The sequence below is a fragment of the Leclercia sp. W6 genome (genome assembly GCF_003336345.1).
Taxonomy (GTDB): domain Bacteria; phylum Pseudomonadota; class Gammaproteobacteria; order Enterobacterales; family Enterobacteriaceae; genus Enterobacter.
In genome coordinates, this window is record NZ_CP031104.1 from 4,204,944 (window position 1) to 4,231,067 (window position 26,124).

A 26,124-nucleotide genomic window follows, 5' to 3' on the forward strand; every position below is an offset into this window, starting at 1 on the left:
GTACGTGTTTAATGTATTGCTGACGAAACGGAAATCCATATATCCTTTTGTTTGTTCGAGCAAGGCTGGTTTTTTATTTGTTATTAAAAATACAAGGACGATATATTTATGAGTGCACTATCAGGGCAACATAATAACACGCAACATTTTATATTTCATGGGCAGGTTAGACCCTATTTTATTATCTGTTTAGTTAATGTCATTTTGTCGATTATTACATTAGGCATATTTATTCCCTGGGCGTTGGTGCGTACGCGCCGCTATATCTGTGAGAACATGGAGCTAAAAGGGGCGCGTTTTGCCTACAGGGCGCGTGGCGGCACGATCCTGCTCAGTTGGCTTTTCATCCTGGTCGTGTTAACGCTGGTATTGCTGGCGCAACTCTTCATTATCCCGGATGCCGAAGGTGTCGGTACACTGCTTTTTATCTTGCTGGCTCTGCCGTTTATGATCGTAAAGGGGATCAGCTATCACCTCATGATGACGTCACTCAATTCCATCCATTTTAATTTTCAAACGTCTGCACTTCGTGCATGGTGGGTGATGATTGGGATGCCCGTGGTGATGGCCGCGCTGGTGACGGTGATGTTGAGTCTGATTGTCAGGGATCCAATGAGTCTCAGCGATATGCTATTTCGCGCCGCTGTGGTATTGCTGCTCATTTTTGTGGCAAGCAGTGTCATTTACGGTCTCGTTTATAGCCATTTAATGGAGTTAATAGGGAATGGTCTCTCATTTGGCGCAAATACATTCAGCATTTTGATTAGTAGCAAACGTTGCATCATTATTTTTTTATGTGCCGCGGCAATAATGATCCCCTTTATTTTATTCATTATCTGGGTACTGGTTTCCCTTTTTTCCGGGATGATGACGAGCTGTATGCTGGGTATATGCAATGGCAGTACAGCGGAGAGATATATATTGACAAATTCAGGCTGGGTTGTTTTTTGCTATCTCGTTCTGGGGATCGGCGCCGTTTTATCGAAGGCGTATCTTTGGGGTGCTTTACGTAATCTTGCCATGAATAATCTGGTACTGGGGGAAAGCATTCGATTCCGCTCTACGCTGACATTCTCTGGAATGGCTCCGCGCCTTTTAGGTTTAGTTTTCCTGTCGGCTATAACGCTGGGGCTGGCTTATCCATGGGCAAAAATTGGTTTATTACGTTATCTGGCTGAGAATACTGCTGTTGTTGGCGATCTGGATAGTGTGTCTACTGACATTGAAGAGAGCCAGCCGGAACCCAATGTAACGACTCGTTTGTGCAGTGGTTTCGTTATGTAAAATAGAAACTGAATAAAAAAAGCCGGAGCGTACTCCGGCTTTTTTGTTCCGCCTGTATGTGCGATTAGAGCGCGGCGATTACGGCCTGCTGCTCAATCAGCTTCGCTTTCGCTTGTGCATAACCGTTCAGCTTTTCACGCTCTTTGGCGATCACCGCTTCCGGGGCACGGGCAACGAAGCCTTCATTGGACAGTTTGCTTTCGATACGGCCAATTTCATCGTCAACTTTAGCCACTTCTTTCGCCAGACGTGCCAGCTCAGCATCTTTGTCAATCAGGCCTGCCATCGGGATCAGCAGCTCGGCGCCGTCGATGATTTTGGTCACGGAGACCGGACCTTTATCATCGGCTGGCAGCACGGTGATGCTCTCCAGACGCGCCATGGTCTGCAGGAAAGTGCTGTTCTCGGTCACGCGACGCTGTGCCGCTTCGCTGCAACCGCGCAGTAACAGCGCCAGTGGTTTGCCCGGGGCGATGTTCATTTCGGCACGGATATTACGCACCGCAATGATTGCCTGCTTCAGCCATTCGGTATCGGATGCAGCGGCTTCATCAATCTGCGTGGCATCGAAGGACGGGAACGGCTGCAACATGATGGTATCGGCATTGATACCGGCAATGACCTTCACACGCTGCCAGATGGTTTCGGTGATGAACGGGATGATCGGGTGCGCCAGGCGCAGCAGACCTTCCAGAACGGTAATCAGCGTATGGCGCGTGCCGCGCAGTTCCGCTTCAGTGCCGCCGTTCATGACCGGCTTGGTCAGCTCCAGGTACCAGTCGCAGAACTGGTTCCAGGTGAATTCGTACAGAATGCCTGCCGCGATATCGAAGCGATAGTTATCCAGCGCCTCGCGGAACGCTTTAATGGTCTGGTTGAATTCAGCCAGGATCCAGCGGTCTGCCAGGGACAGGGTCATTTCGCCGCCGTTAAAGCCGCAATCCTGATCCTCGGTGTTCATCAGCACAAAGCGGCTGGCGTTCCACAGCTTGTTACAGAAGTTACGGTAACCTTCCAGACGCTTCATGTCCCAGTTAATGTCACGGCCAGTAGAGGCCAGCGCCGCCAGGGTGAAACGCAGGGCGTCGGTACCGTGCGGCTCAATGCCGTTCGGGAACTGCTTCTCGGTGCGCTTGCGGATCTTCTCAGCCAGCTGCGGCTGCATCATGTTGCCGGTACGTTTTTCCAGCAGCTCTTCCAGAGAGATACCGTCCACCATATCCAGTGGGTCAATAACGTTACCCTTGGACTTGGACATCTTCTGGCCTTCATCGTCACGAATCAGACCGGTCATATAGACGGTATGGAACGGAACCTGCGGCTTGCCGTTTTCATCTTTGATGAAGTGCATGGTCATCATGATCATGCGGGCGATCCAGAAGAAGATGATATCGAAGCCGGAGACCATCACGCTGGTTGGGTGGAACTGACGCAGCGCATCGGTGTTTTCTGGCCAGCCGAGGGTGGAGAAGGTCCACAGCGCGGAGGAGAACCAGGTGTCCAGTACGTCTTCGTCCTGACGCAGGGCCACGTCAGCGCTCAGGTTGTTTTCCTGACGCACTTCGTCTTCAGTACGGCCAACGTAGACATTGCCTTCGTTGTCATACCATGCCGGGATACGGTGACCCCACCACAGCTGACGGGAGATACACCAGTCCTGAATATCGCGCATCCAGGAGAAGTACATGTTTTCGTACTGCTTCGGTACGAACTGGATGTCGCCGTTTTCGACCGCTTCAACCGCGGGTTTCGCCAGTACGTCGGCACGGACGTACCACTGGTCGGTCAGCATCGGCTCGATCACCACGCCGCCACGGTCGCCATAGGGGACAGTCAGGTCGTGCGGCTTGATTTCGTCCAGCAGGCCCAGGGCGTCGACAGCGGCAACGATCGCTTTACGCGCGGCGAAGCGCTCCAGCTTCTGGAACTCAGCCGGAATGTCGCTGGAGTAAACGTCAGATTCGTTGCCTTTGGTGTCATACACCTCTGCGCTTTCACGGATATCGCCGTCAAAGGTCAGGATGTTGATCATTGGCAGGGCGTGACGACGACCCACTTCGTAGTCGTTAAAGTCGTGTGCCGGGGTGATCTTCACGCAGCCGGTACCTTTTTCCATGTCGGCGTGTTCGTCGCCCACAATCGGAATACGGCGGTTCACCAGCGGCAGCACCACAAATTTACCAATCAGATCTTTGTAACGCGGATCTTCCGGGTTAACGGCCACGCCGGTATCGCCCAGCAGGGTTTCCGGTCGGGTGGTGGCGACAATCAGGTAATCTTTACCGTCTGCGGTTTTTGCGCCATCGGCCAGCGGATAGCGGATGTGCCACATGGAGCCTTTCGACTCGCGGTTTTCCACTTCCAGGTCAGAGATGGCGGTGCGCAGTTTCGGGTCCCAGTTTACCAGGCGCTTGCCACGGTAAATCAGGTCTTCTTTATACAGACGGACGAACACTTCTTTAACGGCATTGGAAAGACCTTCGTCCATGGTGAAGCGCTCGCGCTCCCAGTCCACGGAGTTGCCGAGACGGCGCATCTGACGGGTAATGGTGCCGCCAGATTCCGCTTTCCACTGCCAGATTTTGTCGATAAAGGCGTCGCGGCCATAGTCGTGACGGGTTTTACCTTCTTCAGCGGCAATCTTACGCTCAACCACCATCTGGGTAGCGATACCCGCGTGGTCAGTACCGGCCTGCCACAGGGTGTTTTTGCCCTGCATGCGCTGGTAACGGATCATGGTATCCATGATGGTCTGCTGGAAGGCATGCCCCATATGCAAACTGCCGGTGACGTTCGGCGGCGGGATCATGATGCAGAAGGACTCTTTGCTTTCATCGCCGTTAGGCTTGAAATAGCCCTGCTGTTCCCAGTGCTCGTAAAGCGGCTGTTCGATATCGCGTGGGTTATATGTCTTTTCCATTATTTCCAGGTTGCCGTATTCAGGTTAAAACCAGCCAGGCGGTACGCTTTATAGCGTTCGCGCGCCAGTTGTTTCAGGGAATCTTCGTGAGGGACAAAGTCTATCACTTCTGTGAAAGCGGTGGCAAAATCTGCAAAGCCGCTGCGCAGGCTAATCAGAATATCGCGTGGACTGCTGTTACGCTTTTGCGGCCAGGCGATCTCCACCGGCGCACCGCCACGCGGTCCTTCTCCCGCCAGATTATGCGGAACAAAACTTTCCGGCGGTCGTGCCCACAGCGCTTCATCCAGACGGATGGCCTGCTGCTCATCTTCGCAGGCAATCAGCACGCGAAGACCCGCGCGCCAACGTTCTGCGGCAATGTCACACACCAGTTGTTCAACGGCGCTTAAGCCATCCTGTTGGGTGTCATTGTCCAGAAGATAGAACGTTGCGTTTTTCATATATGGGGTTTCTTGTGGTGACTTTAAATGCTTAAGCCCGGTGGCGCTAAGCTTACCGGGCCTACGGTTTACTGCCGTTTGTAGGCCGGGTAAGGCGACGCCGCCACCCGGCATTTACCCTTACTCGTCGCCGTTAAAACCGGCGCGATTGAGCAGGAACTGCGACAGCAGAGCCACTGGACGGCCAGTTGCGCCTTTGGCTTTACCGGAGCGCCATGCGGTGCCCGCGATATCCAGGTGTGCCCAATTGTACTTGCGGGTAAAGCGCGAAAGGAAGCAGCCCGCGGTGATAGCACCGCCAGGACGACCGCCGATATTCGCCATATCCGCAAAGTTAGACTCGAGCTGCTCCTGATACTCATCGCCCAGCGGCAGACGCCATGCACGATCGCCCGCCTGCTCGGAGGCACCAATCAGCTCATGCGCCAGCGGGTTGTGGTTCGACATCAGGCCGGTGATGTGGTGACCCAGGGCAATCACGCAGGCGCCGGTCAGAGTTGCTACGTCGATAACCGCTTCCGGATCGAAGCGCTCAACGTAGGTCAGCACGTCGCACAGCACCAGACGGCCTTCGGCGTCGGTGTTCAGGACTTCAACGGTCTGCCCGGACATGGTGGTAAGGACGTCACCTGGACGATAGGCGCGACCACCCGGCATGTTTTCACAGCCCGCCAGCACGCCAATCACGTTGATTGGCAGTTGCAGCTCGGCCACCATGCGCATTACGCCGTAAACCGCCGCCGCGCCGCACATGTCGTACTTCATCTCGTCCATGCCTTCGGCAGGCTTGATGGAGATACCGCCGGAGTCGAAGGTCAGGCCTTTACCCACCAGCACAATCGGACGTACGTCTTCTGCCGGGTTGCCTTTGTACTCAATGACCGACATCAGGGATTCATTTTGTGAACCGTTGCCGACGGCGAGGTAGGAGTGCATCCCCAGCTCTTTCATCTGCTGTTCGCCAATCACGCGGGTGACAACATTTTTGCTGTAGGAGTCAGCCAGCTGACGCGCCTGTGACGCAAGGTAGCCCGCGTTACAGATGTTAGGCGGCATATTGCCCAGGTCTTTCGCGGCCTTGATACCGGCTGCAATAGCCAGGCCATGCTGAATAGCGCGTTCACCGCTGGTCAGCTCGCGACGGGTCGGGACGTTAAAGACCATCTTACGCAGCGGACGACGCGGTTCGCTTTTAGTGGTTTTCAGCTGATCGAAGCTGTAAAGGGTCTCTTTGGCTGTCTCAACCGCCTGACGTACTTTCCAGTAGGTATTGCGGCCTTTGACGTGCAGTTCGGTCAGGAAGCAGACGGCCTCCATTGAGCCAGTATCATTCAGCGTATTGATGGTTTTCTGAATGACCTGTTTGTACTGGCGTTCGTCCAGCTCACGCTCCTTGCCACAGCCAATCAGCAGGATGCGCTCGGAGAGGACGTTAGGCACATGATGCAGCAGCAATGTCTGGCCTGGCTTGCCTTCCAGCTCGCCGCGGCGCAGCAGGGCGCTAATGTAGCCGTCACTGATCTTATCGAGTTGTTCGGCGATTGGAGAGAGTCTGCGGGGTTCAAACACGCCGACAACGATGCAGGCACTCCGCTGTTTCTCCGGGCTACCGCTTTTTACACTGAACTCCATGAACTACGCTCCTGAATCTTAAAGACAACAGCGGCAGCTACGGATAGAATTGAAACCTTTCGTAACTCGTACCCGCTGTTGCGGTGACTTCGTGTTAATCTTACGTTATTACGGTTTCGGCACGTCATAATAACTCCTGAAGCGCGAATCCGTCGGGTGTTCTAATCTTAGCGATGATTTCGACGACTCAAGAGAATAAATGACGTTTAAGCCATGAAACAAGCGATTTTCCTGCAAAGAGACGGGTTTTTACGGGCGTATTTAATGTGATAATCATAAGATATCTGGTGCGGGAGACGCTCAAAAGCCAGCTGGCGATACTCTTCATACTGCTTCTGATCTTTTTCTGTCAGAAACTGGTAAGGATCCTCGGCGCGGCTGTTGATGGCGAAATTCCCACAAATCTGGTGCTTTCTCTGCTTGGGCTGGGCGTGCCTGAAATGGCGCAGCTTATCCTGCCACTTAGCCTTTTCCTCGGACTGCTGATGACGCTCGGTAAACTCTATACCGAAAGTGAAATCACCGTCATGCATGCGTGCGGTCTGAGCAAAGCGGTTCTGGTTAAAGCCGCTATGCTCCTGGCGTTATTCACCGGCATCGTGGCCGCCGTAAACGTCATGTGGGCCGGTCCGGTCTCTTCTCGTCATCAGGATGAAGTGCTGGCGGAAGCGAAAGCCAACCCCGGTATGGCCGCGCTGGCCCAGGGGCAATTCCAGCAGGCAACGGATGGTAACTCCGTGCTATTTATTGAAAGCGTGGATGGCAACCGCTTTAACGATGTGTTCCTCGCGCAAATCCGTCCCAAGGGCAATGCCCGTCCCTCTGTTGTAGTGGCCGATTCCGGCCAGCTGGCGCAGGGGAAAGACGGTTCGCAGATTGTGACGCTGAACAAAGGCACCCGCTTTGAAGGCACGGCGCTGCTGCGTGATTTCCGCATCACTGACTTCCAGAACTATCAGGCAATTATTGGTCATCAGGCGGTTGCGCTGGATCCCAGCGATACCGAGCAGATGGACATGCGCACACTGATCAATACCGATACCAATCGCGCCCGCGCGGAGCTGCACTGGCGAATCACCCTGGTATTCACTGTATTTATGATGGCGTTGATGGTGGTGCCGCTTAGCGTGGTAAACCCACGTCAGGGACGGGTGCTCTCCATGCTGCCGGCCATGCTGCTTTATCTGGTGTTCTTCCTGCTGCAAACGTCGATCAAATCGAACGGCGGCAAAGGAAAAATTGACCCGGTTATCTGGACCTGGGTAATTAACGGACTCTATCTGCTGTTGGCCGTTGCCCTCAACCTGTGGGACACCGTGCCGATGCGCCGCGTGCGGGCCCGGTTTACGCGTAAAGGAGCGGTGTAATGCAGGCGTTTGGCGTTCTTGACCGCTATATCGGTAAAACCATTTTCACCACCATCATGATGACCTTATTCATGCTGGTGTCGCTCTCCGGCATCATCAAGTTTGTGGACCAGCTGAAAAAGGCCGGGCAGGGGAGCTACGATGCGATGGGCGCGGGGATGTATACTCTGCTCAGCATTCCAAAAGATGTGCAAATCTTCTTCCCGATGGCGGCGCTGTTAGGGGCGTTGCTGGGGCTGGGGATGCTGGCGCAGCGCAGTGAGCTGGTGGTCATGCAGGCCTCCGGCTTTACCCGTATGCAGGTGGCGCTCTCCGTCATGAAAACGGCGATCCCGCTGGTATTGCTGACCATGGCGATGGGGGAGTGGGTTGCGCCACAGGGCGAACAGATGGCGCGTAACTACCGCGCGCAAATGATGTATGGCGGCTCGTTGCTCTCTACCCAGCAGGGGCTGTGGGCGAAAGATGGCAATAACTTTGTCTACATCGAACGCGTCACGGGCGATAACTCCCTCGGCGGGGTGAGCATTTACAGCTTTAACGAGCAGCGTCGTCTGCAGGCGGTGCGTTACGCCGCATCGGCCACGTTTGATACTGATAACAAGGTCTGGCGTCTGTCGCAGGTAGATGAATCAAATCTGCAGGATCCAAAACAGATCACCGGGTCACAAACGGTCTCTGGTACCTGGAAAACCAACCTGACGCCGGATAAGCTCGGTGTGGTTGCGCTGGATCCGGATGCCCTCTCCATCAGCGGCCTGTACAACTACGTGAAGTATCTGAAATCGAGCGGCCAGGATTCCGGACGTTATCAGCTCAACATGTGGAGCAAGGTCTTCCAGCCGCTCTCGGTGGCGGTAATGATGCTGATGGCGCTGTCGTTTATCTTTGGTCCGCTGCGTAGCGTCCCGATGGGGGTGCGTGTCGTGACAGGTATCAGCTTCGGCTTTGTCTTCTACGTTCTGGACCAAATCTTCGGCCCGTTGACGCTGGTGTACGGTATACCGCCGGTGATTGGCGCGCTGCTACCGAGCGCCTCCTTCTTCGTGATCAGCCTCTGGCTGCTGCTGAAGCGCTCGTAATCCCTCCCGCCTCACTTCCCTGCTTGGGAAGTGAGGCGCATCGCCTGTTTTACCCCTCACTTTTTTGCACAACCTTCAACGTCTTGCCTGGAATTTGAGTATTATTGTGCGATGACGTCGTGAAGAGATCCCTTATGAAGCAAATTCGGTTACTGGCGCAATACTATGTCGATCTGATGATGAAGCTTGGCCTGGTGCGCTTCTCCCTGTTGCTGGCGCTGGCGCTGGTGGTGCTGGCGATTGTGGTACAGATGGCCATTACCATGGTGCTCCACGGCCAGGTTGAGAGTATCGACCTTATACGTTCCATTTTCTTTGGCCTGCTGATTACGCCCTGGGCGGTCTATTTCCTCTCGGTGGTGGTTGAGCAGCTGGAGGAGTCCCGCCAGCGGTTGACCCGGCTGGTGGAAAAGCTGGAAGAGATGCGCGAGCGCGATCTGAAGCTCAACGTGCAGCTAAAAGACAACATCGCTCAGCTTAACCAGGAGATCTCAGATCGTGAAAAAGCGGAGGCTGAGCGTCAGACTACGCTGGAACAGCTGAAAATCGAGATGAAAGAGCGTGAACAGACGCAGATCCAGCTTGAGCAGCAGTCTTCGTTCCTGCGCTCTTTCCTTGATGCCTCCCCGGACCTGGTTTTCTACCGCAATGAAGATAAAGAGTTTTCCGGCTGTAACCGGGCGATGGAGTTACTGACCGGTAAGAGCGAAAAACAGCTTATCAATCTGCGCCCGCAGGATGTCTACTCTCCGGAGGCGGCAGCCAAAGTTATCGAAACCGATGAGAAGGTGTTCCGTCACAACGTCTCCCTGACCTACGAGCAGTGGCTCGACTACCCGGACGGGCGCAAAGCCTGCTTCGAAATCCGTAAAGTGCCGTACTACGACCGCGTCGGGAAACGCCACGGGCTGATGGGCTTCGGGCGTGATATTACCGAGCGTAAGCGTTACCAGGATGCGCTGGAGCGCGCCAGCCGGGATAAAACGACCTTTATCTCCACCATCAGCCATGAACTGCGTACTCCGCTTAACGGTATCGTCGGGTTAAGCCGCATTCTGCTCGACACCGAACTGACGGCCGAGCAGGAGAAATATCTTAAAACCATCCATGTCTCGGCGGTCACGCTCGGCAATATCTTCAACGATATTATTGATATGGATAAGATGGAGCGGCGCAAAGTCCAGCTGGATAACCAGCCGGTGGACTTCACCAGCTTCCTGGCCGATCTGGAAAACCTCTCCGGTCTGCAGGCGCAGCAGAAAGGGCTACGCTTTGTGATGGAGCCAACCCTGCCGCTGCCGCATAAGGTGGTGACCGACGGCACGCGCCTGCGCCAGATCCTGTGGAACCTGATCAGCAACGCGGTCAAATTCACCCAGAGTGGTCAGGTGGCGGTTCGCGTGCGCTACGGCGAGGGGGAGATGCTGCACTTCGAGGTGGAAGATTCCGGGATCGGGATCCCGCAGGAGGAGCAGGATAAAATCTTCGCCATGTACTACCAGGTTAAAGACAGCCACGGGGGCAAACCCGCTACCGGGACCGGCATCGGCCTGGCGGTATCGCGCCGTCTGGCGAAGAGCATGGGCGGTGATATCACGGTGACCAGCAATCCTGGGCACGGCTCTGTCTTTAAACTCAGCGTTCGAGCCCCGGCAGTGGCGGAAGAGGTCGAGGACACTTTTGCCCATGACGACATGCCGCTGCCTGCCCTGCATGTGCTGCTGGTGGAAGATATTGAGCTGAACGTGATTGTCGCGCGCTCGGTGCTGGAGAAACTGGGCAGCAGCGTGGACGTCGCCATGACCGGTAAAGCCGCGCTGGAGATGTTCACGCCGGGCGAATATGACCTGGTGCTGCTGGACATTCAGTTGCCGGACATGACCGGGCTGGATATCTCGCGCGAGCTGACGAGCCGTTACGCCAGCGACGAGCTGCCGCCGCTGGTGGCGCTGACCGCCAACGTGCTGAAAGACAAAAAAGAGTACCTGGATGCTGGTATGGACGATGTACTGAGCAAACCGCTGGCGGTACCCGCCTTAACCGCCATGATCAAGAAGTTCTGGGACACCTGTGACGAAGAGGAGAGCACCATGACGAAGGTAGATACAGAGAAAGCGCAGTCTTTGCTGGATATCGACATGCTCGAGCAGTACATCGATCTGGTTGGTCCGAAGTTGATTACCGATGGCCTGGCGATCTTCGAGAAGATGATGCCGGGCTATTTAAACGTGCTCGAGTCAAACCTGACGGCGCGGGATAAGAAAGGCATCGTTGAAGAAGGCCACAAAATCAAAGGTGCGGCTGGATCGGTGGGTTTGCGTCATCTGCAGCAGCTTGGTCAGCAGATTCAGTCTCCGGATTTACCCGCGTGGGAAGATAACGTGGGTGAATGGGTTGAGGAGATGAAGCAGGAGTGGCAGAACGATGTGGCCGTGCTGAAAGCCTGGGTGGAGAGCAGAAAAAAATGACCCCGGTAGACCGGGGTGCGCGAATACTGCGCCAACACCAGGGAAATCTTGGCTGCGCCTGAATAGAAATAGTTTTTTTCGTAAATGGCGTAGCCGGAAACTTTAGGCTGCACGCAGTTAAGATAGCAAATCTTAAATACGTTGTTACATGAATCAGTTAAATGTGTGAAGCATACCGTTTTAATCAGAATCTTTAATGTGCATTTAGCATTTTTCGAGAGGGATCCCTGGATGAAAAAGGTTGGCGTGGTACTGAGCGGGTGTGGTGTTTACGATGGTTCTGAAATTCATGAAGCTGTTTTGACGCTACTGGCTCTGGCGCGTAACGGCGCCGAAGCGGTCTGCTTCGCCCCGGATAAAACCCAGGTAGACGTGATCAACCACCTGACCGGCGAAACGATGGCCGAAAGCCGTAACGTCCTGATTGAGGCCGCGCGGATCGCCCGTGGACAGGTTCGTCCGCTCAGCGAGGCCCGGGCCACCGAGCTGGACGCGCTGATTGTGCCGGGCGGTTTTGGCGCGGCAAAAAACCTGAGCGATTTTGCCGCCCAGGGAAGTGGTTGCCGGGTAGACAGTGATTTAAAAGCGCTGGCGCTGCAGATGCATGAAGCTGGTAAACCGTTGGGCTTTATCTGTATCGCCCCTGCGATGCTGCCAGCCATTTTTGATATGCCGCTGCGCCTGACCATCGGCACGGATATTGATACCGCTGAGGCTATCGAGGATATGGGCGGTGAGCATATCCCCTGTCCGGTGGATGATATTGTGGTCGACGAAGAGAACAGGATCGTCACCACACCCGCTTACATGCTGGCACAAACGATTGCGGAAGCGGCGACGGGCATTGAGAAGCTGGTCACCCGCGTACTGGTACTCGCTGCATGAAGTTAAGACGTCCGAAAGCGGGTTGGTTAAGACGGATCGTCATTCGCATTCTGTTGATAATGGCGGTTTTCTGGGGTGGGGGTATCGCCCTGTTCAGCTTTCTGCCGGTGCCATTTTCAGCGGTGATGGTTGAACGTCAGGTGAGCAACTGGCTGAGCGGTAATTTCAGCTACTTTGCACACTCTGACTGGGTGAGTATGGATGAGATCTCCCCCTGGATGGGGCTCGCCGTGATTGCCGCCGAAGATCAAAAATTCCCTCAGCACTGGGGGTTTGACGTCGGGGCGATCGAGAAGGCGCTAGCGCATAACGAGCGCAACGAGAGCCGTATCCGCGGGGCATCCACGCTTTCTCAGCAGACGGCGAAGAACCTGTTTTTATGGGACGGTCGCAGCTGGGTGAGAAAGGGCTTTGAAGCCGGGCTGACGCTGGGGATCGAAACGGTGTGGAGTAAGAAACGGATCCTGACGGTATACCTCAATATCGCGGAATTTGGCGAAGGGATATTTGGGGTAGAAGCCGCGGCACGGCGCTATTTCAACAAACCAGCAAGCCGTCTGACAGCGTCGGAGGCCGCGCTGCTGGCGGCTGTGTTACCGAACCCGATTCGCTTTAAGGCCAGTGCGCCATCAGGCTATGTACGTAGCCGTCAGGCGTGGATCCTGCGCCAGATGCGCCAGCTCGGTGGGGAAGGATTTATGCAGGCCAATAAGCTGCATTAATCCTCATCAAATCCGGCGTTGAACAGCGCAATGACTGCTGCCAGCGCCTCCACTTCCTGCGGGCCAGTGGCTTCAATTTCAATCTGACGGCCCTTTGCCGAATCCAGCATCAGCAGAGCGATGACGCTGTTGGCTTCGGCTTCGGTGCCTTCGTCGTTACGCAGCAGAACTTCCGCGTCAAATCCCTGCATCAGTTCAAATAACTTCATCGCCGGGCGGGCATGCATGCCCAGCTTGTTGGTGATTTCAACGGTCTGCTTTACGGTCATGTTTTACGTTTTTCCAGCGTACGATGACGGGACTGCACGTTTTTACCGCGCGAGCGGAAATAGTCAGCCAGTTGCTCAGCAATATAGACCGAACGGTGTTTGCCCCCGGTACAGCCAATCGCCACCGTCAGGTAGCTGCGATTGTTTGTCTCCAGCATCGGCAACCAGAGTTCAAGATAGCTGCGCGTCTGATAGATAAAGTTATGCACTTCCGTATGTCTGTCAAGGAAGGCTGCGACCGGCTTATCCAGGCCGGTCATCGGACGCAGCTTCGGATCCCAGTGCGGGTTCGGTAAGAAGCGCACGTCAAACACGTAGTCCGCATCAATAGGAATCCCGTGCTTAAAGCCGAACGATTCAAAGACCATCGTCAGCTCGCGTTCGCGTTTACCCAGCAGACGGGTGCGCAGCATCTCCGCCAGCTCATGGACCGACATCTCTGAGGTATCAACGATCAGATCGGCGCGCGAGCGCAGCGGCTCCAGCAGATCGCTCTCCTGGTCAATGGCACTTTCCAGCGACAGATTTTTACTGGAGAGCGGATGCAAACGGCGGGTGTCACTGTAGCGACGAATCAACGTATTGCGGTCGGCATCAAGGAACAGCAGCTGAGGTGAAAAGGCCTCTGGCAGATTACTCATCGCCTGCTCAAAGATCTCCGGCGATTCAGGCATGTTACGCACGTCGATGCTGACTGCCGCAGAGATCTGCCGATCCGCCAGCGAACGGGCCAGCTCGGGCAGAAGCACCACCGGCAGGTTATCCACGCAGTAAAAGCCCATATCTTCCAGCGCGCGCAGGGCGACCGATTTCCCGGAGCCCGAACGCCCGCTGACGATCATCAGCACCATGTACCGTTTCTCCTCAGGACCACAGATGTTAAAGCCATCACCCGATTACGCCTCATCCTGATTGCCTTCCGTTTCTGTAATAATTTGATAAAGCTCTTCGTCGCTCTGCGCCGCGCGTAAACGACGACAGATGGTTTTATCCGCCAGACGTTTAGCCACCAGCGAGAGCGTATGCAGATGCGTTTTGGTCTGGTCGGCTGGCACCAGCAGGGCAAACAGCAAATCGACCGGCTGGTTATCAATGGCATCGAAGGCGATAGGTGTTTCCAGTTGAACAAACACCCCTACAGCGCGCAGAGTATCCTCTTCCAGTTTGCCATGTGGAATGGCGATGCCGTTACCGATGCCGGTACTGCCCATTTTTTCGCGGGTGAGGATCGCTTCAAAGACCACTTGTGGCGCCAGGCTCAGCTGTTTTGCGGCCAGTTCACTGATGATCTCCAGCGCACGTTTTTTGCTCTGGCAGTGAACGGCACTGCGGGTACATTCCTGATTAAGGACACTGCTCAGTTGTAGAGTGGAATCGTTATTCATCATAATTTCACCTAAGCGCTAACTGTACAAAGGGCCCGTTGTGTTTCACAACAGGCCATCCTGCACCCGTTAACTGCCCGGACAATTAGTGTTGTTTCAGTTTGTCTTTATGTTTGTTTAGCTGTCGTGCCAGCTTGTCAATCAAGCCGTCGATAGCCGCGTACATGTCCTGCCCTTCCGCACTGGCATGGATTTCGCCCCCGTTGACGTGCAAGGTAGCATCCGAGATATGAGTCACTTTTTCCACTTTTAACACAACATAGACCTGGTTGATCCTCTCGAAATACTGCTCGAGCTTAGCGAACTTGGTATTCACAAATTCACGCAGGGATTCAGTGATTTCGACATTGTGTCCTGTGATGTTGAGCTGCATAGTGTCTTCCTTATCGGTTGTGTCAGACCAGTTGTTTACGCTGGTTTGACGGCGGAATGGATAAAGACTCTCGATACTTCGCAACAGTGCGGCGTGCCACCATGATACCTTGTTCGGACAGCATGGTGGTCAACTTACTGTCACTCAGCGGTTTCGCGGGGTTTTCCGCGGCGATCAATTTTTTCACCAGCGCCCGGATGGCTGTCGACGAGGCTTCGCCGCCGCCTTCGGTGTTGACATGGCTGGAGAAAAAATACTTAAGCTCAAAAATACCACGCGGGCTGTGCAGATACTTCTGCGTCGTCACGCGAGAAATGGTCGACTCATGCATCTCGACGGCCTGGGCGATATCCGCCAGCACCATCGGTTTCATAAACTCTTCACCCTGCTCAAAAAACGCCTGCTGCTGCTCGACGATGCAGCGGCTGACGCGCAGCAGTGTATCATTGCGGCTCTCAAGGCTTTTGATCAGCCAGCGGGCTTCCTGCAGATTACTGCGGATAAACTGGTTATCCGAGTCGTTGCGCGAGCTGGTGCACATTGAGGCGTATTGCTGATTGATTTGCAGGCGGGGAATGCTGTCGGAATTCAGCTCGACGGTCCACAGACCGTTATGCTTGCGCACCAGCACATCGGGAATGACATACTCCGGCTCGCTGGTCTGGATAGACTGCCCCGGGCGCGGATCCAGAGACTGAATCAGGTTGACCGCCTCTTTCAGGATCTCCTCTTTCAGCCGCGTGACGCGCATCAGTGAGCGGAAATCGTGGTTGGCAAGCAGATCCAGATGTTCGCTGATGATAAGCCGGGCCTCTTCCAGCCACGGGGTCTCTTTAACAAACTGCGAAAGCTGAATGAGCAAGCAGTCACGGAGATCTCTCGCGGCGACGCCAATCGGGTCAAAGCGCTGAACGCGCTTCAGGACCGCTTCGACCTCTTCGAGCTCAATCTCGTCATCGCCTATGCTCTCCAGAATATCGTCCAGCGACACGGTCAGATAGCCGGTCTCATCCACGGCATCTACAATGGAGGTGGCGATGGCGCGATCGGTATCGGAGAACGGTGTCAGCTCTACCTGCCACATCAGATAATCCTGCAGTGACTGGGTGGTCTCGCCCTGATAGACCGGCAACTCGTCATCCTGGTAGTCTGCGCGTGTACCGGATGGCGTGCCGGCGGTGTAGATCTCATCCCAGCTGGCATCGAGAGGGAGCTCGTCAGGCATCTCTTTTTGCTCAAGGGCATCAACCGTGTCGAGGGTCTCGTTATCCTGGCTTTGTTGCGTTTCTACCTCATCGTGAAGATCGGTTTGCTCGAGCAGGGGGTTACTTTCCAGCGCTTGCTGGAGCTCCTGCTGCAGTTCCAGCGTCGACAGTTGCAACAGACGAATAGCCTGTTGTAACTGCGGCGTCATTGCCAGCTGTTGGCTGAGCCTTAATTGCAAACCTTGCTTCATGTTCAGAGCATTTTTCTCCGTTTACGCGAGTCTTAACTTCTACCCTATCAGAGTCTGAAGTCTTCCCCAAGATACACGCGCTTAACATGATCGTCTTCGAGGATCTGCTGCGGGGTACCGTGGGCGATGAGGTGGCCCTGGCTGACGATATAGGCACGCTCACACACCGCCAGCGTCTCACGTACGTTGTGGTCGGTGATGAGAACCCCGAGGCCACTGTCGCGCAGATGCTCAATAATACGTTTGATATCGATAACCGAAATGGGGTCAACGCCCGCAAACGGTTCATCGAGCAGAATAAATTTCGGATTAGCCGCCAGCGCGCGGGCAATTTCCACACGGCGACGTTCACCACCGGAGAGCGCCTGGCCCATGCTGTCGCGCAGGTGTTCGATATGGAACTCTTCCATCAGCTCGTTGGCGCGATCCTGACGCTGTTCGGCGGTCAGATCATCGCGGATCTGCAGCACCGCCATCAGGTTATCGAAAACGCTCAGGCGACGGAAAATGGATGCTTCCTGCGGCAGATAACCGATCCCGCGGCGCGCACGGGCGTGCAGGGGCAGCAGGCTGATATCTTCTTCATCAATAATGATGTTACCCGCGTCGCGCGGAACAATGCCCACCACCATATAAAAGGTGGTGGTTTTACCTGCACCGTTAGGACCCAACAGGCCGACAATCTCGCCGGAGTTGACGGTCAAACTGACATCTTCCACGACGCGGCGGCCCTTATAGGCTTTGGCGAGATTCTTTGCAGTTAATGTTGCCATAACGAATTAGTTACTCTTTTTCTGTGCCGGGGCCTGATTGCTATTTTTGTCCTGCAGCTGCGATGGAACCAGTACGGTGGTCACGCGTTTGCCTTTCTCGCTGAAGGCCTGCATTTTCTGCTCTTTGACCAGGTAGGTGATTTTGTCGCCCTTGATGTTGCTGTCGAGCTGCTCCAGGTACGCATTACCAGTAAGAACAACGAAATCTTTCGCCAGCTCGTAGTGCATCTGGGAAGCGTGGCCTTTTACCGGCTTGCCGTTATCCTGCATCTGATAGAAGGTGGCCGGGTTGCCGTAGCCATCGATAATCTCTTTCCCGTCCTCACCGCCAGGACGCGTCACCACCACTTTGTCGGCATTAATTTTGATGGTGCCCTGAGTCACGACCACGTTGCCGGTAAAGGTCACTACGTTGCCTTGCATATCGAGTGATTGCGTATCAGATTCGATATGAATCGGCTGCTCGGTATCACCCGTCACAGCAAGCGCAGGCAGGCTAAGGGCCAGCAGGGCGCTGGCTATAACACAATTAAGGCTGAGTTTGTTTGTTTTGAATTTCATAAGAGGTTCTAACCTTTTCAATCAGCTCTGCGTTCTTGCTGCGTAAGTTCCCGCGCATTCTCAGACCGCTGGAATTAAATGTTGTGCCGTATAACGTGACCAGATCCTGCGATGTTACATCCTGAGTCACAAGGTTTATCTGTGCGTTATCGGTCGTGATTTTGCGCAACTGCGCATCTGCGGTCAGCGCATTCACTTCAACATGGCCATACAGATAAAGCATACGGTCATTCGTCAGTTTTGCCCGATCTGCTTTAATCGACCATGTCGGAATTTTATCGGTATCAAACGTGGTCATCACGGGTTGAGTAAACCATGAGACGCCCTGTTCGGAAAAATACTCAACGTGCTGAGCGATAAGGCGGTAATTCAGCGCCCCTTCCGGGCTGTAAACGACGGTATCGCTGTGATCGCTTTTATACGTTGGATCGTTGGTGTTGACCGTCGGCGCTTGTTCGTCGTCCCGGTCAGCGAGATTCACGCCAATCAGTACCAGTACGACAAGCGTTAGCAGAATAATAACCCAACGTCTGGTTTTACTCATATCGATTGCCCTTTGGCCTCATCAAGCTTACCTTTCGCCAGCAGTAACAGGTCGCAGACTTCTCGTACTGCGCCACGGCCACCGTTAATCCGGGTGACATAGTCAGCGCGTGGGATCAAAAGCGGATGGGCATCGGCCACGGCGATGCTAAGTCCCACTTCTGCCATCACTGGCCAGTCAATAAGATCGTCTCCGACATAGGCAACGTTTTCCGGGGCGATGGCAAGTTTACCAAGTAAGTCCCTGAAAGCGACCATCTTATCGGATTGCCCCTGATAGAGATGGGTAATGCCCAGCGTTTCGCACCGATCTTCTACCAGTTTAGCCTTACGTCCGGTGATGATGGCAACTTCTATGCCAGACGTCAGGGCACAGCGAATCCCGTAGCCATCACGCACGTTGAACGCTTTCAGCTCTTCACCATTATTGCCCATGTAAATCAGGCCGTCTGACAGCACGCCATCCACATCCAGGATCAGCAGGCGAATTTTCTCGGCCTGCGACATCATCTGCGCGCTTACCGGGCCATAACAGGTTGCAAGGGATGCACCCGTATTAATCATTGTCTTATCCTTCATTACACTACGCCTGCGCGCAAAAGATCATGCATATGTACCACACCCAGTAACTGGTCGCCATCGGCAACCATAACGGAGGTGATATGACGGGACTGCATCAGGTTCAGTACCTCAACGGCCAGCGTGCCGGGACGCACCCGAATACCGCCTGAGGTCATCACATCGGCAATACCCAGCTTACGGACATCCACACCCATATCGAACACGCGACGGAGATCCCCGTCGGTAAAGATACCCTCAATCTTCATCTGATCGTTGCAGATGACGGTCATCCCCAGGTTTTTACGGGTAATTTCCAGCAGCGCATCGCGCAGGGAGGCCTCTTTACTGACGTGCGGAATTTCATCCCCCGTATGCATAATATCATTTACGCGCAGCAGCAATTTACGTCCCAGCGCACCGCCCGGATGGGAGAGGGCAAAATCTTCGGCGGTAAAGCCGCGCGCTTCAAGCAGGGCGACGGCCAGCGCATCACCCATAACCAGTGCGGCAGTGGTGCTGGAGGTCGGCGCCAGCCCCAGGGGACAGGCTTCTTTTGGCACTTTAACGCACAGGTGGATATCTGCGGCGCGCGCCATGCTGCTCTCCGGACGGCTGGTAATACAGATCAGGGGAACGTGCAGGCGTTTCAGGACCGGGATCAGCGCCAGGATCTCATTCGATTCGCCCGAGTTGGATAACGCAATGACGATATCCTGTGACGAAACCATACCCAGATCGCCATGCGCCGCTTCGCCGGGATGGACGAAAAACGCTTTCGTGCCGGTACTGGCGAAGGTCGCTGCCATTTTACGGCCAATATGGCCGGATTTACCCATCCCCATCACCACGACTTTGCCAGGACAGTGGAAAAGTTTTTCGCACGCCAGGCTAAAGTCCTGATTAATGTATTGATCTAACTGCGCCAGACCTTCACGTTCAATCTCCAGAACCTCTTTTCCTGCTTTCTGAAAGTCAAAACCCGGCTGCAATTCTATTTGCGACATAATGCGTTTCCGTTTACCCAGAGAGAAGCGGCGAGAGCCAGTACAGCATCGCCATCCATACGACAAATCCCACCGTCAGCAGCGCACCGACGCCCTGACCAATCTGCCTTTTTCGCCGCCAGCAGAGCAGGGCGAAGATTACGCTGACTAAGACCATCACCCCGTAATCGCGGCTGAACGCGAGGGGATTAAACGCGCCAGGGGCAATCAGGGCAGGCAGGCCAAGCACGATAGCAACATTAAAAATATTCGAGCCGATGATATTGCCAATCGCCATGTCATCTTCACCCTTACGCGCCCCGGCGATAGCCGTTGCGAGCTCAGGCAAACTGGTACCAATGGCAATCACCGTCAGGCCGATGGTTAACTCGCTCATGGCGAAATAGTTGGCCAGAACCGTAGCGTTATCTACAATCATCTGCGTCGCCATGGGCATGATGATTAACGCCACGCCCAGCCAGAGCAGCGCGACGGGTAAGTTCCCCTCACGCGGCAGCTCTGCCACCTGTTCGCGCGTTAACGTGTCACTGCCTTGCTTTTCTGCCGCCCGGGCAAGCTTCACGATATAAAACAGCCAGATGACCGCCAGCGCCAGCAGAAAAATGCCATCGCTGAGGGTTAACTGCCCGTCATATAACACATAACCCGCCAGCAGGCTGACAATTAACATTAGCGGTAATTCACGCCGCAGAACATCAGAATGCACGCGAAAAGGATGCAGTAGCGCAGCAAGGCCCAGGATGAGCAAGATATTGACGATATTGGAGCCAATAGCCGTTCCTACCGCAAGATCAACCTGATCGTGCATCGAGGCGGCCGCAGAGACGATAATCTCCGGCAGGGAAGTGCCCACGCTGACCACCGTCATCCCAATAATCAGGGGGGGAACACCTAACAAACGGCAGAGGATTGAAGCGGAGAACACCAGACGGTCGGCACTGTAGACCACCAAAAGTAAACCAATTATTAACAGTGCCGTTGCAAGAAGCATCAAAAGTCCTTTCTTCAGGTATACTCGCCGGTCCACTGAGAAAAAATCTCTGCCGCTGCATACTGTCTGTAGATGTAACGAATCCTAATTTTGACTTTATGCGCTGTAAAAGTAAAACAAATGCCAGCTTTCGCTTACCTGCAGAGGTAATATTCTGTAAAAATGTTGGGTTTGCGGCGAAATCAGGCATCAAGCTGATCCTGAACCGGCAACAGAAAGGAAATGTACATGAGCCTGAATGAGGCGAATATAGTCGATGTCCGTGGCGTCAGCTTCACGCGCAGCAGCCGGGTCATTTTTGACAACATCTCTCTCACCGTGCCCCGCGGTAAAATTACCGCCATCATGGGCCCCTCCGGCATTGGTAAAACAACGCTGTTACGCCTGATTGGAGGGCAAATTCCGCCAAGCCAGGGCGAGATCCTTTTTGATGGCGAAAATATTCCGGCAATGTCACGCTCGCGCCTCTATACCGTGCGTAAACGCATGAGCATGCTGTTCCAGTCCGGGGCGCTATTTACTGACATGAATGTCTTCGATAATGTCGCCTACCCGCTGCGTGAGCATACGCAGCTGCCCCCGGCGCTGCTGAAAAGCACCGTGATGATGAAGCTCGAGGCTGTGGGGCTGCGTGGCGCGGCGAAGCTGATGCCTTCCGAACTCTCTGGCGGTATGGCCCGCCGTGCGGCGCTGGCGCGCGCGATTGCGCTGGAACCCGATTTGATCATGTTCGATGAGCCGTTTGTCGGGCAGGACCCAATCACCATGGGCGTGCTGGTCAAACTGATCTCTGAGCTGAACAGCGCGCTGGGCGTAACCTGTATTGTGGTATCTCATGACGTACCGGAAGTGCTGAGCATTGCCGACTACGCCTATATCGTGGCGGATAAAAAAATTGTGGCGCACGGTAGCGCCCAATCATTGCAGACCAACAGCGATGCGCGAGTCCGTCAGTTCCTCGACGGCATTGCAGATGGCCCCGTGCCGTTCCGTTATCCTGCGGGTGATTATCATAAAGATCTATTGGGAATAGGGAGTTAAGCCACTCATGCTGTTAAATGCGTTGGCCGCTCTCGGACACCGTGGCATAAAAACCATCAGGACGTTCGGGCGTGCCGGGTTGATGTTATTCAATGCGCTGGTCGGGAAACCGGAATTCCGCAAACATGCCCCTCTGCTGGTGCGCCAGCTGTATAATGTCGGCGTGCTGTCGATGCTCATTATCATCGTTTCCGGGGTCTTTATCGGGATGGTGCTGGGGCTGCAGGGGTATCTGGTTCTCACCACCTACAGCGCAGAAACCAGCCTCGGAATGCTGGTGGCGCTCTCCCTGCTGCGTGAGCTGGGACCGGTGGTCGCCGCGCTGTTATTCGCAGGACGTGCCGGTTCGGCGCTGACCGCTGAAATCGGCCTGATGCGCGCCACGGAGCAGCTCTCCAGTATGGAGATGATGGCCGTGGATCCGCTGCGTCGGGTCATCTCGCCGCGCTTCTGGGCCGGTATGATTTCGCTGCCGCTGTTAACTATCCTCTTTGTCGCGGTCGGCATCTGGGGCGGTTCGATGGTTGGCGTGCAGTGGAAAGGGATCGATGCCGGTTTCTTCTGGTCAGCGATGCAGGGCGCCGTTGACTGGCGTCTGGATCTGGTTAACTGCCTGATTAAAAGCGCGGTATTTGCTGTGACGATCACCTGGATTGCGCTGTTCAACGGCTACGATGCGATCCCGACGTCTGCCGGTATCAGCCGGGCAACCACACGTACCGTTGTTCATTCGTCGCTGGCCATACTGGCTCTGGATTTTGTGCTCACCGCACTGATGTTTGGGAAATGAGTTCATGCAAACGAAAAAAGTAGAAATTTGGGTTGGCGTATTTGTCCTGCTGGCGCTGCTGGCAGCACTCTTTTTAAGCTTTAAAGTGGCGGACGTAACGACCATCCGCACCGAGCCGACATACCGCATTTATGCCACCTTCGATAACATCGGTGGCCTGAAGAGCCGTTCTCCGGTGCGTATTGGCGGGGTAGTGGTAGGGCGTGTGGCCGATATCACCCTCGATGAGAAAACCTATCTGCCGCGCGTCGCGCTGGATATTGAAGAACGTTACAACCACATCCCGGATACCAGCTCCCTCTCTATCCGTACATCCGGCCTGTTAGGGGAACAATACCTGGCGCTGAACATCGGTTTTGACGATCCCGAACTGGGAACGTCTATCCTTAAGGACGGTGGCGTGATTCAGGATACGAAGTCAGCCATGGTGCTGGAAGATATGATTGGTCAGTTCCTTTACAACAGCAACAGTAAAGGGGGTGACGAGAATCAAGCTGCGCAGACCCCTGCGCAGAGTGACATTACGCCGCCTGTTGGCACGACGAATTCATCTCAGGAGAAGTAATTCATGATTAAACGACTGTTAATGGTTGCCATGCTGATGATTGCCCCTCTGACTGCAGCTAACGCAGCCGATCAGAGCAATCCTTATCAACAGATGAATGAGGCAGCAAAGAAAACCTTCGATCGCCTTAAAAATGAGCAGCCAAAGATCCGCTCCAATCCTGACTATCTGCGTGATGTGGTTGACCAGGAATTGCTGCCCTATGTCCAGGTGAAATATGCCGGTGCGCTGGTGCTGGGCCGTTACTACAAAGACGCAACGCCTGCGCAGCGCGAAGCCTATTTCGCTGCGTTCCGTGAATATCTGAAGCAGGCCTACGGTCAGGCTCTTGCCATGTACCACGGTCAGACGTATCAGATCGCACCGGAGCAGCCGCTGGGTTCTGCGACCATCGTGCCTATCCGCGTGACCATCGTCGATCCGAACGGTCGTCCGCCAGTGCGTCTGGATTTCCAGTGGCGTAAGAATACCCAGAGCGGTAACTGGCAGGCTTACGACATGATTGCCGAAGGCGTCAGCATGATCACCACCAAGCAGAACGAATGGAGCGATCTGCTGCGTACCAAGGGCATTGATGGTCTGACCGCACAGCTGAACAGCATCGCACGTCAGAAAATTACCCTGGAAGGAAACAAGTAATTATGTCGCAGCTGAGCTGGACCCGTGAGGGTGAGACGTTATTACTCTCAGGCGAGTTGGATCAGGATTATCTGAATCCTCTCTGGGATGCGCGGGACGATGCCATGAAGGGAGTTTCCCGAATCGACCTGAGCGGTATCTCTCGTGTGGATACGGCGGGTGTGGCGTTGCTGGTTCATCTGGTCTCAACGGGCAAGCAGCAGGGCATCCCGGTGACGCTTTCGGGCGTCAGCGACAATGTCGTCACCCTGGCCCAGCTCTATAATCTGCCGGAAGACGTATTGCCCCGCTAATTTTTTCAGTACGTTACTATCAAAAGCCCTGACAGTTTCATCGTCGGGGCTTTTTGCTTATTTAAGACCGCGCCACTTTGCTCTAAGATGTTGGGCTTGTTTTCACTACCAGATGATATAGAACCCATGGAAAATCATGAAATCCAGACAGTGCTGATGAACGCACTCGCCCTTCAGGAAGTCCACGTCTCCGGCGACGGCAGCCACTTTCAGGTTATTGCTGTGGGTGAGATTTTTGACGGCATGAGCCGCGTGAAGAAGCAGCAGGCTGTCTATGCGCCGCTGATGGAATATATCGCGGATAATCGTATCCATGCCCTGTCGATTAAGGCGTTTACCCCTACAGAGTGGGCACGCGATCGCAAACTAAACGGTTTTTGAGCTGAGGGTGATTTGCCCGCAGCACGGTTGAATTCATACAGAGAGTAATTACATGGACAAATTTCGTGTTCAGGGGCCGACGCGTCTCCAGGGCGAAGTCACAATTTCCGGCGCTAAAAATGCCGCGCTGCCGATCCTCTTCGCCGCACTGCTTGCGGAAGAGCCGGTAGAGATCCAGAACGTACCAAAGCTGAAAGACATTGATACCACCATGAAACTGCTCGGCCAGTTGGGTACCAAGGTTGAGCGTAACGGATCCGTATGGATCGATGCCAGCAACGTGAATAACTTCTCCGCCCCTTACGATCTGGTGAAGACCATGCGCGCATCCATCTGGGCGCTGGGTCCGCTGGTGGCTCGTTTTGGACAGGGCCAGGTCTCTCTGCCGGGCGGTTGCGCCATTGGCGCGCGTCCGGTGGACCTGCACATTTTTGGCCTTGAGAAGCTGGGCGCAGAAATTAAGCTGGAAGAGGGCTACGTGAAGGCCTCCGTGAATGGCCGTCTGAAAGGCGCCCACATCGTGATGGACAAAGTAAGCGTTGGCGCTACCGTCACCATCATGTCCGCAGCGACGCTGGCCGAAGGCACCACCATCATCGAGAACGCCGCGCGCGAGCCGGAGATTGTGGATACTGCGAACTTCCTGAATACGCTGGGCGCGAAGATCACCGGTCAGGGCACCGACCGTATTACCATTGAAGGCGTTGAGCGACTGGGTGGCGGCGTATATCGCGTCCTGCCTGACCGTATCGAAACCGGGACCTTCCTGGTCGCCGCAGCCATCTCCGGCGGTAAGATCGTCTGCCGCAACGCCCAGCCTGATACGCTGGATGCGGTACTGGCAAAACTCCGCGAAGCCGGTGCCGATGTTGAAACCGGCGAAGACTGGATCAGCCTGGATATGCACGGTAAACGTCCGAAAGCCGTTAACGTGCGTACTTCTCCGCATCCGGCATTCCCGACCGATATGCAGGCCCAGTTTACTCTGCTGAACCTGATGGCGGAAGGGACGGGTGTGATCACTGAAACGATCTTTGAAAACCGTTTTATGCATGTACCGGAACTGATCCGTATGGGCGCACACGCTGAGATCGAAAGTAACACCGTGATCTGTCATGGCGTAGAAAAACTGTCTGGTGCTCAGGTGATGGCAACCGATCTGCGTGCTTCTGCGAGCCTGGTGCTGGCAGGTTGTATTGCGGAAGGTACGACGCTGGTGGATCGTATTTATCACATCGATCGCGGCTATGAACGCATTGAAGATAAACTGCGCGCTCTGGGTGCAAATATTGAGCGTGTAAAAGGCGAGTAATCGTTCCGGCAGCCCCCTGCCAAAATGACCGGGGGGTTGCTATTCCCGTTTACAAGAGCGTCATTCCTGGCGCTCTTTTTCTTGTTTCTTATGGCGCATCATGCGCGTTCTGTCTACAAACTCGTGAGTGATGGGGTCGTGGTAGCGTGATGGCCAGATAACCCAAGGGTCGGTGCCGAGCGCTGTAGCAATGATCAGTTCTCCCTTTGGCCAGGGGCGCGTTAGCGCATTTGCCAGGGTGGATGAACTCAGGCCATTACGGCGGGATTCTGCAGCAAGTGATGTTCCCTTTTTGCGCAGCGCGGCGATGATATCGGCCGAGTGCCAGTCGGTAAATTTCTTATCCATTCAGCTATCCCTCTGTTCGGGTACGTGTACGTCATT

General features: G+C 54.6%; 28 protein-coding genes. 13 read left to right on the forward strand and 15 right to left on the reverse strand.

Features of this window, described 5'->3' with window-relative positions; genetic code table 11:
- Positions 1-108: 108 nt before the first annotated feature.
- Positions 109-1,284: a YjgN family protein gene (locus tag DVA43_RS20610; protein ID WP_114316578.1), complete on the forward strand. Its 1,176-nt coding sequence runs from the start codon at positions 109-111 to the stop codon at positions 1,282-1,284.
- 64 nt (positions 1,285-1,348) lie between these two features.
- On the opposite strand, the gene DVA43_RS20615 is transcribed toward DVA43_RS20610, so the two are convergent.
- From DVA43_RS20615 to pepA, 3 genes are all read right to left on the reverse strand, one after another.
- Positions 1,349-4,204, reverse strand: coding sequence for a valine--tRNA ligase (locus tag DVA43_RS20615; protein WP_103824941.1), 2,856 nt, complete (start codon positions 4,202-4,204; stop codon positions 1,349-1,351).
- Complete coding sequence (gene holC, locus DVA43_RS20620; protein WP_103177201.1) at positions 4,204-4,647, reverse strand: DNA polymerase III subunit chi; 444 nt, start codon at positions 4,645-4,647, stop codon at positions 4,204-4,206. Before holC ends, DVA43_RS20615 begins: the two co-directional genes overlap by 1 nt.
- Before the next feature lie 120 nt (positions 4,648-4,767).
- Positions 4,768-6,279, reverse strand: coding sequence for a leucyl aminopeptidase (gene pepA, locus DVA43_RS20625; RefSeq protein ID WP_103824940.1), 1,512 nt, complete (start codon positions 6,277-6,279; stop codon positions 4,768-4,770).
- Positions 6,280-6,545: 266 nt separating this feature from the next.
- Here pepA and lptF point away from each other — a divergent pair, with 266 nt between their 5' ends.
- From lptF to mtgA, 5 genes are all read left to right on the forward strand, one after another.
- Positions 6,546-7,646 (forward strand): LPS export ABC transporter permease LptF, encoded by a 1,101-nt coding sequence (gene lptF, locus DVA43_RS20635; RefSeq protein WP_114316579.1) that lies wholly within the window; start codon positions 6,546-6,548, stop codon positions 7,644-7,646.
- Positions 7,646-8,728: an LPS export ABC transporter permease LptG gene (gene lptG / locus DVA43_RS20640; protein ID WP_114316580.1), complete on the forward strand. Its 1,083-nt coding sequence runs from the start codon at positions 7,646-7,648 to the stop codon at positions 8,726-8,728. The genes lptF and lptG overlap by 1 nt, the downstream gene beginning before the upstream one ends.
- A 134-nt stretch (positions 8,729-8,862) precedes the next feature.
- On the forward strand, positions 8,863-11,196 hold the full coding sequence (gene arcB / locus DVA43_RS20645; protein ID WP_103824939.1) for an aerobic respiration two-component sensor histidine kinase ArcB: 2,334 nt from the start codon (positions 8,863-8,865) through the stop codon (positions 11,194-11,196).
- 231 nt (positions 11,197-11,427) lie between these two features.
- Positions 11,428-12,081 carry an isoprenoid biosynthesis glyoxalase ElbB gene (gene elbB, locus DVA43_RS20650; protein ID WP_103177196.1) on the forward strand — a complete coding sequence of 218 codons (654 nt, stop codon included), beginning with the start codon at positions 11,428-11,430 and terminating at the stop codon, positions 12,079-12,081.
- Positions 12,078-12,803 carry a monofunctional biosynthetic peptidoglycan transglycosylase gene (gene mtgA, locus DVA43_RS20655; protein WP_114316581.1) on the forward strand — a complete coding sequence of 242 codons (726 nt, stop codon included), beginning with the start codon at positions 12,078-12,080 and terminating at the stop codon, positions 12,801-12,803. Before elbB ends, mtgA begins: the two co-directional genes overlap by 4 nt.
- Here mtgA and npr read toward each other — a convergent pair.
- The 11 genes from npr to DVA43_RS20710 all read right to left on the reverse strand — a co-directional run bounded on the left by npr (position 12,800) and on the right by DVA43_RS20710 (position 20,719).
- On the reverse strand, positions 12,800-13,072 hold the full coding sequence (npr, locus tag DVA43_RS20660; RefSeq protein ID WP_032614489.1) for a PTS phosphocarrier protein NPr: 273 nt from the start codon (positions 13,070-13,072) through the stop codon (positions 12,800-12,802). The two genes, mtgA and npr, sit on opposite strands and share 4 nt — an antisense overlap.
- Positions 13,069-13,923 (reverse strand): RNase adapter RapZ, encoded by an 855-nt coding sequence (gene rapZ / locus DVA43_RS20665; protein ID WP_032614487.1) that lies wholly within the window; start codon positions 13,921-13,923, stop codon positions 13,069-13,071. The genes npr and rapZ overlap by 4 nt, the downstream gene beginning before the upstream one ends.
- Positions 13,924-13,968: 45 nt before the next feature.
- A complete protein-coding gene (ptsN, locus tag DVA43_RS20670) occupies positions 13,969-14,460 on the reverse strand; it encodes a PTS IIA-like nitrogen regulatory protein PtsN (RefSeq protein ID WP_103177194.1) in 492 nt (163 codons plus the stop codon).
- 82 nt (positions 14,461-14,542) lie between these two features.
- Positions 14,543-14,830, reverse strand: coding sequence for a ribosome hibernation promoting factor (gene hpf / locus DVA43_RS20675; protein ID WP_103177193.1), 288 nt, complete (start codon positions 14,828-14,830; stop codon positions 14,543-14,545).
- Positions 14,831-14,852: 22 nt separating this feature from the next.
- Positions 14,853-16,286 carry an RNA polymerase factor sigma-54 gene (gene rpoN / locus DVA43_RS20680; RefSeq protein WP_103177192.1) on the reverse strand — a complete coding sequence of 478 codons (1,434 nt, stop codon included), beginning with the start codon at positions 16,284-16,286 and terminating at the stop codon, positions 14,853-14,855.
- A gap of 47 nt (positions 16,287-16,333) precedes the next feature.
- Complete coding sequence (gene lptB, locus DVA43_RS20685; RefSeq protein ID WP_103177191.1) at positions 16,334-17,059, reverse strand: LPS export ABC transporter ATP-binding protein; 726 nt, start codon at positions 17,057-17,059, stop codon at positions 16,334-16,336.
- Positions 17,060-17,065: 6 nt separating this feature from the next.
- Entirely contained in the window at positions 17,066-17,620 is a 555-nt protein-coding gene (lptA, locus tag DVA43_RS20690; protein ID WP_103177190.1) for a lipopolysaccharide ABC transporter substrate-binding protein LptA, read from the reverse strand.
- Positions 17,589-18,164: an LPS export ABC transporter periplasmic protein LptC gene (gene lptC / locus DVA43_RS20695; protein ID WP_103824936.1), complete on the reverse strand. Its 576-nt coding sequence runs from the start codon at positions 18,162-18,164 to the stop codon at positions 17,589-17,591. Before lptC ends, lptA begins: the two co-directional genes overlap by 32 nt.
- On the reverse strand, positions 18,161-18,727 hold the full coding sequence (gene kdsC, locus DVA43_RS20700) for a 3-deoxy-manno-octulosonate-8-phosphatase KdsC (RefSeq protein WP_114317179.1): 567 nt from the start codon (positions 18,725-18,727) through the stop codon (positions 18,161-18,163). Before kdsC ends, lptC begins: the two co-directional genes overlap by 4 nt.
- Positions 18,728-18,741: 14 nt before the next feature.
- Entirely contained in the window at positions 18,742-19,728 is a 987-nt protein-coding gene (gene kdsD, locus DVA43_RS20705; protein ID WP_103177188.1) for an arabinose-5-phosphate isomerase KdsD, read from the reverse strand.
- A 13-nt stretch (positions 19,729-19,741) separates the two neighbouring features.
- Entirely contained in the window at positions 19,742-20,719 is a 978-nt protein-coding gene (locus tag DVA43_RS20710) for a calcium/sodium antiporter (RefSeq protein ID WP_114316582.1), read from the reverse strand.
- Positions 20,720-20,947: 228 nt separating this feature from the next.
- Here DVA43_RS20710 and mlaF point away from each other — a divergent pair, with 228 nt between their 5' ends.
- The 7 genes from mlaF to murA all read left to right on the forward strand — a co-directional run bounded on the left by mlaF (position 20,948) and on the right by murA (position 25,740).
- The gene (gene mlaF, locus DVA43_RS20715) at positions 20,948-21,760 is read left to right on the forward strand and encodes a phospholipid ABC transporter ATP-binding protein MlaF (protein ID WP_103824933.1); all 813 of its coding nucleotides are present in this window, start codon (positions 20,948-20,950) and stop codon (positions 21,758-21,760) included.
- Between the two features lie 7 nt (positions 21,761-21,767).
- A complete protein-coding gene (mlaE, locus tag DVA43_RS20720; RefSeq protein WP_103824932.1) occupies positions 21,768-22,550 on the forward strand; it encodes a lipid asymmetry maintenance ABC transporter permease subunit MlaE in 783 nt (260 codons plus the stop codon).
- 4 nt (positions 22,551-22,554) lie between these two features.
- On the forward strand, positions 22,555-23,115 hold the full coding sequence (mlaD, locus tag DVA43_RS20725; RefSeq protein ID WP_103824983.1) for an outer membrane lipid asymmetry maintenance protein MlaD: 561 nt from the start codon (positions 22,555-22,557) through the stop codon (positions 23,113-23,115).
- 3 nt (positions 23,116-23,118) lie between these two features.
- Positions 23,119-23,754 (forward strand): phospholipid-binding protein MlaC, encoded by a 636-nt coding sequence (gene mlaC, locus DVA43_RS20730; RefSeq protein ID WP_103177184.1) that lies wholly within the window; start codon positions 23,119-23,121, stop codon positions 23,752-23,754.
- Complete coding sequence (gene mlaB, locus DVA43_RS20735) at positions 23,754-24,047, forward strand: lipid asymmetry maintenance protein MlaB (protein ID WP_103177183.1); 294 nt, start codon at positions 23,754-23,756, stop codon at positions 24,045-24,047. Before mlaC ends, mlaB begins: the two co-directional genes overlap by 1 nt.
- 126 nt (positions 24,048-24,173) lie before the next feature.
- Entirely contained in the window at positions 24,174-24,428 is a 255-nt protein-coding gene (gene ibaG / locus DVA43_RS20740; RefSeq protein ID WP_103177182.1) for a BolA family iron metabolism protein IbaG, read from the forward strand.
- A gap of 52 nt (positions 24,429-24,480) precedes the next feature.
- Positions 24,481-25,740 (forward strand): UDP-N-acetylglucosamine 1-carboxyvinyltransferase, encoded by a 1,260-nt coding sequence (gene murA / locus DVA43_RS20745; RefSeq protein WP_114316583.1) that lies wholly within the window; start codon positions 24,481-24,483, stop codon positions 25,738-25,740.
- Between the two features lie 60 nt (positions 25,741-25,800).
- Here murA and sfsB read toward each other — a convergent pair whose 3' ends face one another.
- Entirely contained in the window at positions 25,801-26,088 is a 288-nt protein-coding gene (gene sfsB, locus DVA43_RS20750) for a DNA-binding transcriptional regulator SfsB (RefSeq protein WP_103824930.1), read from the reverse strand.
- Positions 26,089-26,124 lie beyond the last annotated feature (36 nt).